Genomic DNA, 14,463 nt, shown 5'->3' with positions numbered 1-14,463 from the left:
TTTGGAAGGATAGTGATAATGAGAGAGGGTGGAAGGATGGTTCATTTAGCCGACGGAGTGTTGCTCCTATCGATTCAACGCTTAAAAGGGGAGCGCAGCGAACGCAGCCTGTTTCACGTTTTAAACGGAAAACGTTCGGCGACGACGCTCCAAGATGCTTTTTTTTATGACCTTGAACCGATTTTCGGACTGTTCCCTTATACGAAATATGATTATGAGAAGCTGTTAGTCTCGTTTGAGAAAAGAGGCTGGCTCAATCGGGCGACGTTCACGTTAACCGAAGCCGGAAGTATGCTCGCTAGTCCGGACGCGGTCAGCCAGTTGTTTGACCGGCTCGGTGGTGAGTACCGGGACTATACGACGATGACATGGAAACGTCTCAGTTTATTTATCCAGACGTTCATGTCACTCGAACACGAGCGCACGTTTTATCCGGTCCAAGCCGATCGGATGGCCGAGCGGTGGGTCAAGCAAATCGTGCGAACGGAACGAGAGTGGAAAGAACTGATCGCCTCGTTTCATCAAGAACTCGAAACAGCGCTTGAAACGGTCGGTGATCCATATGCGACGGCAGTCGTCTATCGTTTCACCGGTGCGTTCGAGACGGGATACACGTATGAACAGATCGCGACGCTCCTTGACGTCGATGCTCGGACGGCACGGCTTTATTTCTTGGCCGGATGGAACGCGCTGTTACGGACTGTGCCGCGAGACGCCAAAATACTAGGGTTTGCCCACGGATTGTCTGATGAGCGGATGACGTTATCGGCGCGTGAATCGTTCGATTTGTTTTCGGCCGGTCGCACGTTCGCGCAAGTACAATCGATCAGGCGTCTGCGCACGAGCACGATCGAAGACCACGTCGTCGAGATGGCGATGTATTTGGACGACTTCCCGCTCGATCAATTCGTGCCAGCCGACGCGATTGCCGAAGTCGAACGGTTACGGGAAGAAGACAGCTGGGCGCTAAAGCCGATCTTCGAGAAAACCGACAATCTCAGTTACTTCCAAATTCGGTTAGTGTTCGCGAGATTGAAACGAGGTGAGACATTTGTATGAAAAAACGTTGAAGCGTGTGTTCGGTCACGAGACGTTTCGTCCCGGACAACGTGACGTCATCGAAGCGGTCGCCGAAGGGCAGGACGTGTTGGCGATCATGCCGACGGGTGCCGGGAAATCATTGACGTTCCAACTCCCGTCGTATTTAAAGAACGAAGGCTTGACGATTATCGTCTCGCCGCTCTTGTCGTTGATCGAAGACCAAATGCTCCATATCCGGGAGCGCGGCGAGCGTGGCGTGGCAAGGCTGACGTCGATGGAGACGTTAGAAGAGAAACAAGACATACTGAATCATTTGAAGCGCTATCGGTTCTTATACCTATCTCCCGAACAGCTTGCCGTGCCGCACGTGACCCGGGCGCTCGCAAGGACTCCGATTCAAATGCTCGTCATCGATGAAGCGCACTGTATCTCGCAATGGGGTCACGAGTTCAGGCCGGAATACGCACGGCTCGGGGAGCTCCGTAAACAACTCGGAAGCCCGCAATGCATGGCCGTCACGGCGACGGCCCCGGAAAACGTGAAACGGGACATTATTGAAAAATTAGCTTTATTCTCGCCGTCCCAGTTCGTCCATTCGGCCAATCGACCTGAGATCCGTCTTATCGTCGAACGGCTCGAGACGGAACGAAAGATGCCGCGACTGATCGAACTCGTTCGAGAAGTGCCGACACCGGCCGTCATCTATACGGCGACACGACGGGAAGCTGAAGCGCTCGCACTTCAACTCGATGACGCCTTGTTTTATCACGGTGGGATGTCGACCGAAGACCGGCGCCTCGTTCAATCACAATTTTTACGCGATGAAGTCGCGATCATGGTATGTACGAGTGCGTTCGGGATGGGCGTCAACAAAGATAACGTGCGCTCTGTCATCCATTTCCAACTGCCGGCGACGCTCGAGGCGTATATGCAAGAGATTGGTCGGGCCGGCCGGGACGGCGAACCAGCGTTTGCCGTCTTACTGTATGCCGAAGGGGATGAACGGATCCAACAGTTTTTAATCGATCAACAGTACCCGAAAGATAAAGACATCCGCATAGCTTATTTAGAACGGGACAACGGCACGAGCTTGTCGCAATTACCGCGGCTGTTGAAAATGAACGAGGAAGACCCGGTATGGGGCTTGCTAAACCAAATGCTCGCTGAACGTACGCTTGCCGATGCGGTCGATTGGGTAAAAGAGAGAAAGCGGGCCCGGTACCGCCAGCTCGGTCAAATGATCGACTACGCGCTCATCAAGAAGTGCCGGCGTGATTACTTGCTGAATTACTTTTCAGAGCAACCAGTCAAACAAGCCGATTGCTGTGACGTCTGTGGTGAGATTTCATTCCCGCCGTCGGTTCAAGTTGTGTCTAAAAATGTGACAGATTGGAAACATCGGTTGGCACGCATCTTTTCCTTTGATTGATATCATAGTAAAATGATAAAAAAGGTAAAGGAGGGCACACGTTGCGACATCGAAACCAAGCAGATTCTCTTCGTGAAAAAGTCGTGGACACGTTGCCGTCTCGGTCGGAACGGCAAGAGCACGAGCGGAAAGAAAAATTGAATGATAATTGGTTGAAACGACCGCTGGCTATGATGCTGACTTTGACGATGTTTGCGATTATCCTCGCATTTTTATATATAGGACGTCATACATTATTTTTCTGATGATACGGTGGAGACGCCGTATTTTTTTATTTTGTTTCAACATCCTCGCGATGTTTACTTGAATTGGAAAAGTCACACCTGTTTCTCACAAATTTGCACAATAAAACAGGTAAAGCTGAAATGATGGGTCTATACTTAAAAAGAAGAACCTGTAGGAGAGGAGGGCTGCTATGCCGAAGTACTCCATCAAGACAGTCGCGTCACTGACCGGTGTGAACCCGACGACGATTCGGGCTTGGGAGCGTCGTTATCAGTTTATCGAGCCGAGTCGGACCGATTCGGGTCACCGGTTGTATTCCGACCAAGACGTCGAAAAAATCAAATGGGTCGTTGAAAAACAACGGGAAGGGTTGACCGTCTCGCAAGCGATTCAGCAACTTCACGAGGCGCCGAAGCCGAAGCCTGCTCGTCTCTACGATGAAGAATTGAAGGATGGATTAATGGACGCGCTGCTCAAATTTGATGAACGGAAAGCGCACGATTTGATGAACCGTGCCTTCAACACGTTCAGTTTTGAAAAAGTGACGAAAGATATCATTAGCCCGTTGCTGATGGATATCGGCACACGCTGGGAAAATGGGAAGGTCACGATCGCGCACGAACACTTTGCGACGTCCTTTTTCCGAGCCCGCTTGTCGACGTTGTCTCTTCAAATGCCGATGAATCCATTTTTGCCCCGGATCATTTGCGTCTGCGCCCCGGGTGAGATGCATGAAATCGGCCTTTTGTTCGTGACGCTCTATTTAAGACAATACGGTTTTGACGTCATTTTCCTCGGAGCGGGGTTCCCGAAAGAGGATTTGAGCATAGCGCTCCATGATATCGACGCGAAATGTTTAATCTTTTCATGTACGTTGACGGAGCACATTGCCAATCTTCAAGAAGCGATGCGTTACATTCAAGCGGAGCACCCAGACCTCGTCATCGGAGCGGGTGGATACGCCGTCAGTCAACAAGCGTCGCAATTTGAAGGGGCGTTTCTAGGAGATACGCCCGAAGCTTGGAACGAGTGGTTGTCAACCATTTGACAGGTCGACAAAACGGGAGTAGCTTATTAAGTAGAATGATTTTTCTTTGGAGGTTTTCGTTTGAGATTTGAAAAACAGACAAAAGAACATTTGAGGGTATACTTGACTGCGAGCGACTTATCGATTCGAGGGATCGCCATCGATACGATTGTCGGAGAGAGCGGTCAAGAACTATGGCGGGAATTGCTTGAAACGGCCGAGGCCGAATATGGGTTCATGCCGCAAGGTGCTGTCGACTTGAATGTGACGATGTTTCCACGCGATGGACTCGTCATCGATGTTCAAAAAGTCGATACGGTCGTCGCGGAGTCGGATCAAGAACAAGTCGAAATTCGCTTGACGATCGATGTGATCCACCATTTGATTTATCAGTTTGACGATATTGAAGACGTGATCAATGCGTCGATTTGTGCGTTTCCGCATATGCAAGATACCGACCAAGGTGGGGCACTCTATCATTATGACGGCCGCTACTACTTACATTTTGTAGAAGTTCTCAAACCGCAAGTCGAAGAACGGCTCGCCGCCATCCTGTCTGAATATGGCAAGACGACGACCGTCAGCCCGTATCTCATGATGGAGTACGGGAAGACCATCCAAACTGAACAAGCAGTGAAACAGCTGTACGATACGTTCGCGTAAGTACGGCTTTTTTACTATTCTGTTTCTATTGTTTTCAGCTGACACATGGTATGATAAAACTTGAATTTTTGAGAAGTTAGCTGAAGGAGAGATATGATGAAAGTCGCTGTTTTATATGGTGGAGTATCGGGTGAGCGTGAAGTGTCGCTTACGAGTGGTAAAGGTATGATCGAAGCGTTAGAGACACGGGGTCATGAAGTCGTGGCAATCGATTTTCACCCGGATCGGGCGGAAGAGTTATTGACGCTTCAAGCAGACGTCGTCGTCAGTGCCCTGCACGGCAAGTATGGAGAAGACGGTCGCGTCCAGTCGCTCCTCGAGATGGCGCAGCTCCCTTATACAGGGTCGGGCGTCTTGGCTTCGGCTCTCGCGATGGACAAGGCGCGCGCGAAAATCATTTTCGCCGCTTCAGGTATTCGTGTCGCCCGTGACGTCCTCGTCCAAGCAGGTGATGACCTCGATTTGAAAGTGGCCGAATGGGGCGGCGAGTTTCCTTGTGTCGTCAAACCGGCGCAAGAAGGCTCTTCGAACGGGTTGACGATCGCGACCGACGAGTCGATGCTACGCGCGGGCATCGCCAAGGCGTTCCAATGTGATACGGCCGTGTTGGTCGAACAGTACATCAAAGGTCGTGAGCTGACCGTTCCGGTGCTCGGAAACCGTGGGAACGAGCACGCCCTCCCGGTCATCGAGATCATCCCGAAAAATGAATTTTATGACTACGAGTCTAAGTATTCGGAAGGCGGGTCGATTCACGTCTGTCCGGCGGAGTTGCCGGAGGCGTTGACGAAAGAAGTGCAAGCGGCCGCGATTGAGGCGCACCGTGCCCTCGGCTGCAGCGGCTATTCACGTTCTGACTTCTTAGTGTCGGAGCAAGGATTGGCCTATATCCTCGAGACGAACACGCTCCCAGGGATGACGCCGCTCAGTTTGTTCCCGGACAGTGCGAACGTCGCCGGTATTTCTTACGGTGAATTGCTAGAGCGTTTCATCGCGCTCGCCTTAGAAAAATAAGAAGGGATTCCCCTTCTCTGCTTTTTAGAAAACGCTTTCATTATTTTTGTAAAACCCTTTCAAAATGCTTGCTTATCGGCTATACTTTTAAACGAATACGAGGTTGATTCTTGGGGGAGAATTGACAATTTAGGGGAGGAAACCTTCATGATTACGGATCAAGAAAAAGGTCATCAAAAAAGAAAAAACATCCTTGAATCGACACAGGAAGTTGTCCACGAGGCGCTCGAGAAACTCGGTTATCCAGAAGAGATGTACGAGCTGTTGAAAGAGCCGCTTCGGATGTTGACCGTGCGTATCCCTGTCCGCATGGACGACGGTTCGACGAAGATCTTCACTGGCTATCGGGCGCAACATAACGATGCTGTCGGCCCGACGAAAGGTGGGATTCGCTTCCACCCGAGCGTGACGGAAGTAGAAGTCAAGGCGCTGTCGATATGGATGAGCCTGAAGGCCGGTATCGTCGACCTTCCTTACGGTGGCGGTAAAGGGGGCATCGTTTGCGATCCGCGTGAGATGAGTTTCCGTGAAATCGAACGGTTGAGCCGCGGCTACGTCCGGGCAATCAGCCAAATCGTAGGTCCGACCAAGGATATCCCGGCGCCTGACGTGTTTACCAACTCACAGATCATGGCATGGATGATGGATGAGTACAGCCGTATCGATGAATTCAACTCACCGGGCTTCATCACCGGTAAGCCGCTCGTACTCGGTGGTTCACACGGTCGCGAGACGGCGACGGCAAAAGGTGTCGCCATCATGATCCGGGAGGCGTCGCTTCGCCGGGGGATCGAGTTGAAAGGTGCGCGCGTCGTCGTCCAAGGATTTGGTAACGCCGGCAGCTTCTTATCGAAGTTCATGCACGACGTGGGAGCGAAAGTCATCGCTGTCAGTGACGCGTATGGCGCGATCTATGATGAGAACGGACTCGACATCCCATACTTGCTCGATCGACGCGACTCGTTCGGGACGATCTCGACACTGTTCAAAAATACGATTTCGAACAAAGAGATGCTCGAACTCGACTGTGACATTTTAGTCCCGGCCGCGATCGAGAACCAAATCACTGAAGATAACGCCGATAACATCAAAGCGTCGATCATCGTCGAGGCGGCGAACGGACCGACGACGAACGAAGCGACGCGTATTTTGACAGAGCGCGGCATCTTGCTCGTCCCTGACGTCCTCGCTTCAAGCGGTGGCGTGACAGTCTCTTACTTCGAATGGGTCCAAAACAATCAAGGTTATTACTGGACGGAAGAAGAAGTCGAAACGAAGCTTGAAAAAGTGCTCGTCCATTCGTTCAATACGGTATACAACACGTCATCAGCCCGGAAAGTCGATATGCGTCTCGCTGCCTATATGGTCGGTGTCCGCAAAATGGCGGAGGCCTCGCGCTTCCGGGGCTGGGTGTGATTGCGCTTTGCCGATGAACATCGCAAAATGAGGAAGGACCCGCAGTTGGGTCCTTCCTCATTTTAGTTGAACAAGTTTATGACAATGTGACACCGATACGCTCCCGAAGCGCTTCGGCGATCGCTTGACCGTGAAAACGGCCGTTTTCGATGAAGATTTTATTGGCATCGTTCCCGGCCGCGACGACGCCGGCGATGAACAGGTTATCGACGTTCGTCTCATACGTCGCCTCGTCAAACTGCGGGATGCCGGTCTCGTCGTCGACGAGCACACCGGCTGCCGAGAACAGCCCGTGGTCAGGCAAGTAACCGGTCATGGCGAGGACGTGGTCCGTTGCGACCCGTTTCTCTTCGCCATGTTGTCGATAGACGACATGGTCCTGTTCGATGCGAATGATCTCGGCCTCGAGCTCAAGACGTACTTTTTCGTGACGAACGAGGGAGTCGAAAGCGGGTAGTACCCATGGTTTGACCGATGGGCTATACCCGTCACCGCGGTAGAGCACCGTGACGTATGCCCCGGCTTTCTCGAGTTCGATGGCCGCATCGACCGCCGAGTTCTTTCCGCCGATGACGGTGACGTGTTGCCGATAAAACGGATGTGCTTCTTTAAAATAATGGGTCACGTGCGGGAGTTCTTCTCCCGGGACGTCTAACTTGCGGGGCCGTCCGTAATACCCGGTCGCGAGAACGACGAAGTCGGCAAGGCGTTCTGTGACGCCGTGGCGGTCGTGACGGGACCGGACGATGAATTTGTCGGCACGACGGTCGACCGATTCGACCGTCTCGAACGGTTTGACGACAAGCCCGGTTCGGCTCACGACTTCACGATAATAGACGAGCGCGTCTTGGCGATGTGGTTTTAAGTCTTTACAGATGAACGGGATATCCCCGATTTCAAGCAAAGTGGCTGATGAGAAAAACGTTTGATGGGTCGGATAGCGGTAAATCGCATCGACGATGTTGCCTCGTTCGATGATCGTGCACGAGATACCGACCCGTTCTAATTCGATTGCCGCCGACAGGCCGCACGGGCCGGCGCCGACAATGATCGCGTGTTTGTCCAATGAAATCACCTCATCCCTCATTGTATGGAACGAAGGCTGAGATGGCAAGTCACTGCTGGAAGCTGAAGCTGTGTTCCATGACCGGTTGCGACGAGCCTGATTCGAGCTCGACGAGAAGACGGAGCCGTGCTTTTTGCGAATTGAGACCGTTCGAGAAGATGATGCCCATCTCTTTCAGTTGTTTACCGCCGCCCTCATACCCGTACACGTCTTGAACGATACCGTTAAAACAGCGGCTGACGATGACGACCGGGATGTGGTCGACGAGTCGTTCGAGTGCCGGGACGATCGACGGTGGAACGTTTCCTTGACCGAGCACTTCGAGGACGAGCCCGTCATAGCCGAGGTCGAGCACGGCTTCTAGCAAGTCAGGTTCCATGCCGGCGACAACTTTCAACACGGCGACCCGTTTCGTGATCGCTGGAATCATCTTCGGCTGTCTCGTTGTCGGTTGGCTGTAGATGAGGACGTGGTCCTTCGTCACCATCCCGACGTTTCCGAAGTGGACCGATTTGAACGTGTCGACGGAAGAGGTGTGTGTCTTCGTGACGTTGAACGCCGAGTGGATCTCGCCGTTGAAGACGACGAGCACCCCTTTGCCCCGTGCGGCTTCGCTCCTTGCGACCCGGAGCGCCGTGATGAGATTGAACTCGCCGTCCGATCCGATCTCGTTCGACGAGCGCATCGCTCCCGTCAAGACGATCGGCACGGGGGCACCGAGCGTGATCTGCAGGAAGTACGCCGTCTCCTCGAGCGTGTCGGTCCCATGGGTGATGACGACGCCGTCATACGTGTCTTGCGTCAACTGCTGCGCGATGAACTGGGCGAGCTCGAGCATCTTCTCGGGCGTCATATGAGGAGACGGAATGTTTGAGAAGTGCTTCGTCGTAATTTTTGCGATGTCGGTCGCTTTCGGCAACGTCGCGTCAATCGGATTGACCTCACTTGGTGAGACGTGGCCCGAACCGGTCTGCGACATCGCGATCGTGCCGCCGGTATGGATGAGTAATAGATGATTCATAGTCGACCTCCAACTTTTTTTGTCCTTTTCTTCCATTTTCTAGGCGTTAGCTACTTTTTCTTTCGGCTTATTCAGTGTATGCTTAACGATAGAAAGGAGAGATGCATCATGATTGCAATCGCCTTGTCTGCGGTTGCGCCAGGATTCGCCCTTCTTTCCTACTTCTATTTACGGCATGAGTTGGAAGCGGAACCGCTCGGCTATGTGATTCGTTCGTTTGTCGCCGGTGCCATTCTTGTCTTTCCGATCATGTTCGTCCAATATGCGTTTGTGGAAGAAGGGGTCCTTGTCGGCCCGTTTTGGCAAGCATTCGTTGCCACCGCTCTATTAGAAGAATTTTTTAAATGGTTCATGATCTATTATACAATATACATACATAAAGTTTTTGATGATTACTACGACGGGATTCTCTATGCGGTCGCCTGTTCACTTGGCTTTGCCACGTTGGAGAATTTTCTATACTTGTGGGTTTATGACTCGCTCGAGATTGCGATTTGGCGAGCCGTCTTGCCGGTGAGTGGCCATGCGCTCTTCGCCGTGGCGATGGGCTTTTGTCTCGGTCGGGCCAAACATTCCGCGCATGAACGGTTTTGGCTGTTCACCGCTGTCATGTCGGCAACGTTACTACACGGAATGTTTGACTATATCTTACTCGTTGAATCGACGAATAAGATGCCGGCCGTCCTCTATATCGTCATTCTATGGATGGTCGCACTCTTGCTCGTCCGCACTGCAAATCGATCAAATCGTCGTCAATACAAATAGATAAAAGGGGAACGGGTTCATGTTAAAAGTTGGTCAAGAGTTACGAGTTGAAGTTGAAGGGAGAAACGAAGGGAAGACGAAAATTGCTGCCATTAACGGCGGTGTCGTCTGGATCGAATCTCCGAGCGAGATTGCGACGCTAAAGACGTTTTTTTTGCATGAGGATGAACCGATGCGTTTGTACTTTTTCAAAGGCGAAGATCAACTGTACGCTTTCGATTCAGTCGTCACGAAACGGATCAGTGACGCCCAGCTGACGCTTCGCTATGCGTTTAACTTGCCGGATGAGAAGAAAATCAAGCGCGTCCAACGTCGCGAGTACTTGCGCGTGCCGGAGATGATCAACGTGACGGTGCTCGCGGCAGACGGCGAAGCGTTTCCGTCATTCGAGACGACGTCACTAGACGTGTCGGCCGGCGGGATGCGTGTCGTGGCAAACCGTTCGCCGGTCGACGTCGATGAGTCGGTCATCGTCGTATTCCGGATCGAGGACGAGCGAGGGACGCCTCAGACGTTCCGCGTCAAGAGCCGTCTCGTCCGGGTTCAAGAGCAGGCCGTAAAACACGAGCTGTCACTTTGTTTTGAGGATTTGACGCCTCGTGACCAGGAGACGATTTTACGTTATTGTTTCCGGGCCCAGCTCGAAGCCAGAAAACGGACCGGCTCCGTATTTTCTTCACGTTAAAAAACTGGTATGATGTTCTCGGAACAAACGACCGAGAGGAGGTGGGTATCGGAATGAGCCGATACCCAATTTTTATGACTAAACCGCTACAAATCGCATTAGATGGGCCGGCAGGAGCCGGCAAGAGCACGATCGCTAAAACGCTCGCTAAAAAGTTAGGTTACGTGTACATCGATACCGGGGCAATCTACCGGGCTGTCACATATCGCGCGCTCGAGCAACACGTCGGATTAGAAGACGGCCCCGCCCTCGCTGAGATGATCGGCAAGATGGAGTTACGTCTCGTCCCGAGCGAGAGCGGGCAACGCGTGTTTGACGGCGACGAGGAAGTGACCGAAGTCATTCGGACGAGTGAAGTGACGAACAACGTCAGCTTTGTCGCAAGACAGCCCGAGGTCCGGGACGCACTTATGGATTTACAACGGGACTTGGCTCGGGACGGCGGCATCGTCATGGACGGTCGTGACATCGGGACGCACGTATTGCCTGAGGCGGACTTGAAAGTGTTCATGACCGCGACCGTCGAAGAACGTGCCCGTCGTCGCCACGAGGAGAACGTGTCAAAAGGTCTCCCGAGCGATTTCGAACAATTGAAACAAGAGATCGCCTTGCGTGATAAGCGGGACTCGGAGCGCGTCGTCGCTCCACTCCGTCAAGCGGATGACGCCCACTTCCTCGACACGACCGATTTGTCGATCGATGGTGTCGTCACGGCTGTTGAACAGCTCATGGAACAGGTGGTCGGACGATGAGGCCGCTCAACAACGGTCCGTTCGGGATGTATCGGTTAACGGTCGGCGTCGTTCGAATCATGCGCCTGCTCAGCTTCCGCGTCGAATATGTCGGTCGTGAGAATGTACCTGAGGACGGCTCGATCATCGTCTGTTCGAACCATCAGTCGAACTGGGACCCGGTCTTGTTGGCCAGTGCCATGCCGAAGCAACGGCCAATTCGTTTTTTTGCAAAAAAAGAGCTGTTCGATGTCCCGGTTTTAAAACGGATTTTGACACGCTCCGGGCAAATCCCGGTGTCACGCGGGGAAGGAGACCGCCAAGCGCTGCGTACTGTTCTTCAGAAGTTGAAAGAGGACGAGGTCATCTCGATCTTTCCGGAAGGGACCCGTTCGAAAGATGGATCGCTCGGTAAGGCGCAGGCCGGTGTCGGTTTTTTCGCCCTCCGTTCAGACGCTGCCGTCCTTCCGATCGCAATTATCGGTAAATACAAGTTCCGTTCGAAGTTGAAGGTCGTCATCGGCGAGCCGATCGATTTCTCGCAGCTGAAATCGGACAAAGCGAGTGCCCAAACCGCAGCCGATTTGATCATGGCGACAATCGCCGAACTGTACATGACCCATTCACAGAACGTTCGTTAATTTCAGGTTTAATCTGTTGCAATCAGAGGAACAAACCTGATAACACCTTGACAAATCTGTCGAATTATAAGAAGTTTATACTAGGTGTTAAGCGCCTTAGGGCGCTCCTTTTTGTACTCATCGTGAGGGGGTAGTGTTGGAATGGTCGAAGAAATGAAAGATATGCCTGATTTTGAAATTAATCGAGGTCAAATCGTGACCGGTATCGTCGTCAAAATCGAGGACAAGCAAGCGTTAATTGATATCGGTTACAAAACCGAGGCGATTTTGCCAATCAGCGAAGTATCAAGCATGCATTTAGACGATTTAAACGAATCACTCCATGTCAACGACGAAATCCGTGTCAAAGTGAAAAAGGTCACGGATGAAGAGGTTGTCGTATCGAAGAAAGACGTAGATGCCGAGGCAGCTTGGGATCAAATCGTTGAAAAATTCGAATCGGGTGAAGTATTTGAAGTCATGGTGAAAGATAAGGTCAAAGGCGGTCTTGTCGTCGATATCGGCATCCGCGGCTTTATTCCGGCTTCACTCGTAGAAAACCACTTCGTCGAAGATTTCTCATCATACTTGCATAAGCCGATTACGGTTAAAGTCGTCGAGATGGACCGCGAAAAAAATCGCGTCATCTTGTCGCATAAAGCGGTGGCAGAGGCAGAGATGAGTGCGAAGAAGGCGGAAACGCTTGAATCGCTTGAAGTCGGTCAAATTATCGAAGGAACCGTCCAACGTCTAACTGACTTTGGTGCGTTCGTCGATATCGGCGGCGTCGACGGTCTCGTTCACATTTCTGAGATGGCTCATAGTCGTGTTGAAAAACCGAGTGATGTCGTCACAGAAGGTGACAAAGTGAAAGTGAAAGTACTTGGTCTTGACCTCGACAATGAAAAAGTGAAATTGTCGATCAAAGAGACGCAACCGGGACCGTGGGAATCGGTTGAAGGCAAGATTCAACCTGGGGACGTGATCGCGGGGAAAGTCAAACGTATCGTCACGTTTGGTGCGTTCGTCGAAGTCGCGCCACAAGTCGAAGGGTTGCTCCACATTTCTCAGATTGCGAACCGACACATCGCGACGCCATCTGAAGTCTTGTCTGAAGGACAAGAAGTGAAAGTGAAAGTACTCGACGTCCATCTCGATGAGAAGAAAATCTCATTGTCGATGCGTGCACTCGAATCAGAAGACGGTTCACGTGATGATGAAGAACAGTCTTTGCTTGACGAATATAGCGATCAAGGCGGATTCTCTGTATCTGAACTGACAGGTGAAAACGCCTCGGACGATTCTAAATAAGACGGTCGTTCAAGCGGGAGTCATACTCCCGCTTCTTTTTGTATGGTCACTAATATTCGACTGTGCTATAATTGTACAGTTGCAAATAGGAACGATAATTTTTTGAATGAAAGTTAAAGAGGTGTTTATATGGGAATTCCAGCAGTGGCCATCGTAGGCCGCCCGAATATTGGGAAATCCACGATTTTCAACCGGATCATCGGTGATCGCGTATCGATCGTCGATGACAAACCGGGAGTTACACGCGACCGTATTTACGGTACGGGTGAGTGGTTGAACCGAAAGTTTCATTTGATCGACACAGGCGGGATCGAGGTCGGCGATGAGCCGCTTCTCGTTCAGATGCGTCATCAAGCCGAACTCGCGATCGATGAGGCGGACGTCATCGTCTTCATGGTAAACGGTCGTGAAGGGATCACGGCAGCGGATGAAGAAGTCGCGAACTTGTTGTTCCGTTCGAACAAGCCGATCGTGCTTGCCGTCAACAAAGTCGATAACTTCGAGATGCGTGAACTCATGTATGAGTTCTACTCGCTCGGGTTTGGCGACCCGTTCCCGATCTCGGGAACACACGGACTCGGTCTTGGCGATCTGTTAGATCGTGTCCTCGAACTCGCGCCGGACAAAGACGATTACGAATACAACGAAGATGTCATTCAGTTCTCGCTCATCGGACGCCCGAACGTCGGGAAATCGAGTTTGACGAACGCGATTCTCGGTGAAGAACGTGTTATCGTCTCGGCAATCGCCGGAACGACGCGCGATGCGATCGATACACCGTTCACTCGTGACGGCCAAGAGTACGTCATCATCGATACGGCCGGTATGCGTAAGCGCGGCAAAGTGTACGAATCGACGGAACGTTATAGTGTCATGCGTGCCCAAAAGGCGATTGAACGCTCGAACGTCGTCCTCGTCGTCATCGACGGTGAAGAAGGCATCATCGAGCAAGACAAACGCGTCGCAGGACTTGCCCACGAAGCAGGGAAAGCGATCGTGCTCGTCGTCAACAAATGGGACGCTGTCGAGAAAGACGACAAGACGATGAAGAAGATGGAAGAGAAGATCCGCAAGGAATTCCTATTCCTCGACTACGCGCCAATCGTATTCTTATCGGCACTCACGTCGAAGCGGTTGCAAACGCTTCTTCCTGTCATCAATCAAGTTGCCGAATCACACCGTCAGCGTATTTCGACGAGCGTGTTGAACGATGTCATCGTCGACGCGGTCGCGATGAACCCGACACCAACGGACAAAGGACAACGACTCAAGATCAACTATGCGACGCAAGTGGCGATCGAGCCACCGACGTTCGTGTTGTTCGTCAACGATCCTGAGTTGCTTCACTTCTCGTACAAACGTTATCTAGATAACCAGATTCGCCGCGCGTTTGACTTTACTGGTACACCGATTCACATCGTGGCTCGTCAGAAAAACTAGTAATGGGGG

At 51.9% G+C, this 14,463-nt stretch carries 15 protein-coding genes; 13 read left to right on the top strand and 2 right to left on the bottom strand.

The window, feature by feature from the left end; all coding sequences use genetic code 11:
* Nucleotides 1-36: 36 nt before the first annotated feature.
* From EVJ24_RS05695 to EVJ24_RS05665, 7 genes are all read left to right on the top strand, one after another.
* Entirely contained in the window at nucleotides 37-1,059 is a 1,023-nt protein-coding gene (locus EVJ24_RS05695; protein ID WP_070327450.1) for a helix-turn-helix domain-containing protein, read from the top strand.
* The gene (locus tag EVJ24_RS05690; protein ID WP_131440210.1) at nucleotides 1,043-2,470 is read left to right on the top strand and encodes a RecQ family ATP-dependent DNA helicase; all 1,428 of its coding nucleotides are present in this window, start codon (nucleotides 1,043-1,045) and stop codon (nucleotides 2,468-2,470) included. The genes EVJ24_RS05695 and EVJ24_RS05690 overlap by 17 nt, the downstream gene beginning before the upstream one ends.
* Nucleotides 2,471-2,511: 41 nt before the next feature.
* Nucleotides 2,512-2,715 carry a hypothetical protein gene (locus EVJ24_RS05685; RefSeq protein ID WP_070327448.1) on the top strand — a complete coding sequence of 68 codons (204 nt, stop codon included), beginning with the start codon at nucleotides 2,512-2,514 and terminating at the stop codon, nucleotides 2,713-2,715.
* 170 nt (nucleotides 2,716-2,885) lie between these two features.
* Complete coding sequence (locus tag EVJ24_RS05680; RefSeq protein ID WP_071399644.1) at nucleotides 2,886-3,743, top strand: MerR family transcriptional regulator; 858 nt, start codon at nucleotides 2,886-2,888, stop codon at nucleotides 3,741-3,743.
* 60 nt (nucleotides 3,744-3,803) lie between these two features.
* A complete protein-coding gene (locus EVJ24_RS05675) occupies nucleotides 3,804-4,385 on the top strand; it encodes an adaptor protein MecA (protein WP_131440208.1) in 582 nt (193 codons plus the stop codon).
* 96 nt (nucleotides 4,386-4,481) lie between these two features.
* Nucleotides 4,482-5,399 carry a D-alanine--D-alanine ligase gene (locus EVJ24_RS05670; RefSeq protein ID WP_131440206.1) on the top strand — a complete coding sequence of 306 codons (918 nt, stop codon included), beginning with the start codon at nucleotides 4,482-4,484 and terminating at the stop codon, nucleotides 5,397-5,399.
* Nucleotides 5,400-5,546: 147 nt separating this feature from the next.
* Complete coding sequence (locus tag EVJ24_RS05665; RefSeq protein ID WP_070327444.1) at nucleotides 5,547-6,815, top strand: Glu/Leu/Phe/Val family dehydrogenase; 1,269 nt, start codon at nucleotides 5,547-5,549, stop codon at nucleotides 6,813-6,815.
* A gap of 76 nt (nucleotides 6,816-6,891) precedes the next feature.
* Here EVJ24_RS05665 and EVJ24_RS05660 read toward each other — a convergent pair whose 3' ends face one another.
* Together EVJ24_RS05660 and EVJ24_RS05655 are read right to left on the bottom strand one after the other, a co-directional pair.
* A complete protein-coding gene (locus EVJ24_RS05660; RefSeq protein ID WP_131440204.1) occupies nucleotides 6,892-7,902 on the bottom strand; it encodes a YpdA family putative bacillithiol disulfide reductase in 1,011 nt (336 codons plus the stop codon).
* A gap of 28 nt (nucleotides 7,903-7,930) precedes the next feature.
* Nucleotides 7,931-8,902 carry an asparaginase gene (locus EVJ24_RS05655; protein ID WP_070327442.1) on the bottom strand — a complete coding sequence of 324 codons (972 nt, stop codon included), beginning with the start codon at nucleotides 8,900-8,902 and terminating at the stop codon, nucleotides 7,931-7,933.
* Nucleotides 8,903-9,010: 108 nt separating this feature from the next.
* On the opposite strand from EVJ24_RS05655, the gene prsW reads away from it, so the two are divergent.
* From prsW to der, 6 genes are all read left to right on the top strand, one after another.
* Complete coding sequence (prsW, locus tag EVJ24_RS05650) at nucleotides 9,011-9,667, top strand: glutamic-type intramembrane protease PrsW (protein ID WP_071399648.1); 657 nt, start codon at nucleotides 9,011-9,013, stop codon at nucleotides 9,665-9,667.
* Between the two features lie 19 nt (nucleotides 9,668-9,686).
* Nucleotides 9,687-10,352 (top strand): flagellar brake protein, encoded by a 666-nt coding sequence (locus tag EVJ24_RS05645; RefSeq protein ID WP_070327440.1) that lies wholly within the window; start codon nucleotides 9,687-9,689, stop codon nucleotides 10,350-10,352.
* Nucleotides 10,353-10,426: 74 nt separating this feature from the next.
* The gene (gene cmk / locus EVJ24_RS05640; protein ID WP_131440202.1) at nucleotides 10,427-11,104 is read left to right on the top strand and encodes a (d)CMP kinase; all 678 of its coding nucleotides are present in this window, start codon (nucleotides 10,427-10,429) and stop codon (nucleotides 11,102-11,104) included.
* Nucleotides 11,101-11,724, top strand: coding sequence for a lysophospholipid acyltransferase family protein (locus EVJ24_RS05635; RefSeq protein WP_131440200.1), 624 nt, complete (start codon nucleotides 11,101-11,103; stop codon nucleotides 11,722-11,724). Before cmk ends, EVJ24_RS05635 begins: the two co-directional genes overlap by 4 nt.
* A gap of 141 nt (nucleotides 11,725-11,865) precedes the next feature.
* A complete protein-coding gene (gene rpsA, locus EVJ24_RS05630; RefSeq protein WP_070327437.1) occupies nucleotides 11,866-13,014 on the top strand; it encodes a 30S ribosomal protein S1 in 1,149 nt (382 codons plus the stop codon).
* 129 nt (nucleotides 13,015-13,143) lie between these two features.
* Nucleotides 13,144-14,454 carry a ribosome biogenesis GTPase Der gene (gene der, locus EVJ24_RS05625; protein WP_035386714.1) on the top strand — a complete coding sequence of 437 codons (1,311 nt, stop codon included), beginning with the start codon at nucleotides 13,144-13,146 and terminating at the stop codon, nucleotides 14,452-14,454.
* Nucleotides 14,455-14,463 lie beyond the last annotated feature (9 nt).

It is taken from the genome of Exiguobacterium sp. SH1S21 (genome assembly GCF_004337175.1).
GTDB classification, from domain to species: domain Bacteria; phylum Bacillota; class Bacilli; order Exiguobacteriales; family Exiguobacteriaceae; genus Exiguobacterium; species Exiguobacterium aurantiacum_A.
The sequence above is the reverse complement of the archived record's forward strand: the minus strand, read 5'-3'. Positions and strand labels throughout refer to the sequence as shown.

Coding starts and splice junctions, on each gene's coding strand:
- EVJ24_RS05695 (WP_070327450.1), top strand. CDS start 37: ATGGTTCATTTAGCCGACGGAGTGTTGCTCCTATCGATTCAACGCTTA.
- EVJ24_RS05680 (WP_071399644.1), top strand. CDS start 2,886: ATGCCGAAGTACTCCATCAAGACAGTCGCGTCACTGACCGGTGTGAAC.
- EVJ24_RS05670 (WP_131440206.1), top strand. CDS start 4,482: ATGAAAGTCGCTGTTTTATATGGTGGAGTATCGGGTGAGCGTGAAGTG.
- EVJ24_RS05665 (WP_070327444.1), top strand. CDS start 5,547: ATGATTACGGATCAAGAAAAAGGTCATCAAAAAAGAAAAAACATCCTT.
- EVJ24_RS05660 (WP_131440204.1), bottom strand. CDS start 7,902: ATGAGGGATGAGGTGATTTCATTGGACAAACACGCGATCATTGTCGGC.
- EVJ24_RS05655 (WP_070327442.1), bottom strand. CDS start 8,902: ATGAATCATCTATTACTCATCCATACCGGCGGCACGATCGCGATGTCG.
- prsW (WP_071399648.1), top strand. CDS start 9,011: ATGATTGCAATCGCCTTGTCTGCGGTTGCGCCAGGATTCGCCCTTCTT.
- EVJ24_RS05645 (WP_070327440.1), top strand. CDS start 9,687: ATGTTAAAAGTTGGTCAAGAGTTACGAGTTGAAGTTGAAGGGAGAAAC.
- cmk (WP_131440202.1), top strand. CDS start 10,427: ATGACTAAACCGCTACAAATCGCATTAGATGGGCCGGCAGGAGCCGGC.
- EVJ24_RS05635 (WP_131440200.1), top strand. CDS start 11,101: ATGAGGCCGCTCAACAACGGTCCGTTCGGGATGTATCGGTTAACGGTC.
- rpsA (WP_070327437.1), top strand. CDS start 11,866: ATGGTCGAAGAAATGAAAGATATGCCTGATTTTGAAATTAATCGAGGT.
- der (WP_035386714.1), top strand. CDS start 13,144: ATGGGAATTCCAGCAGTGGCCATCGTAGGCCGCCCGAATATTGGGAAA.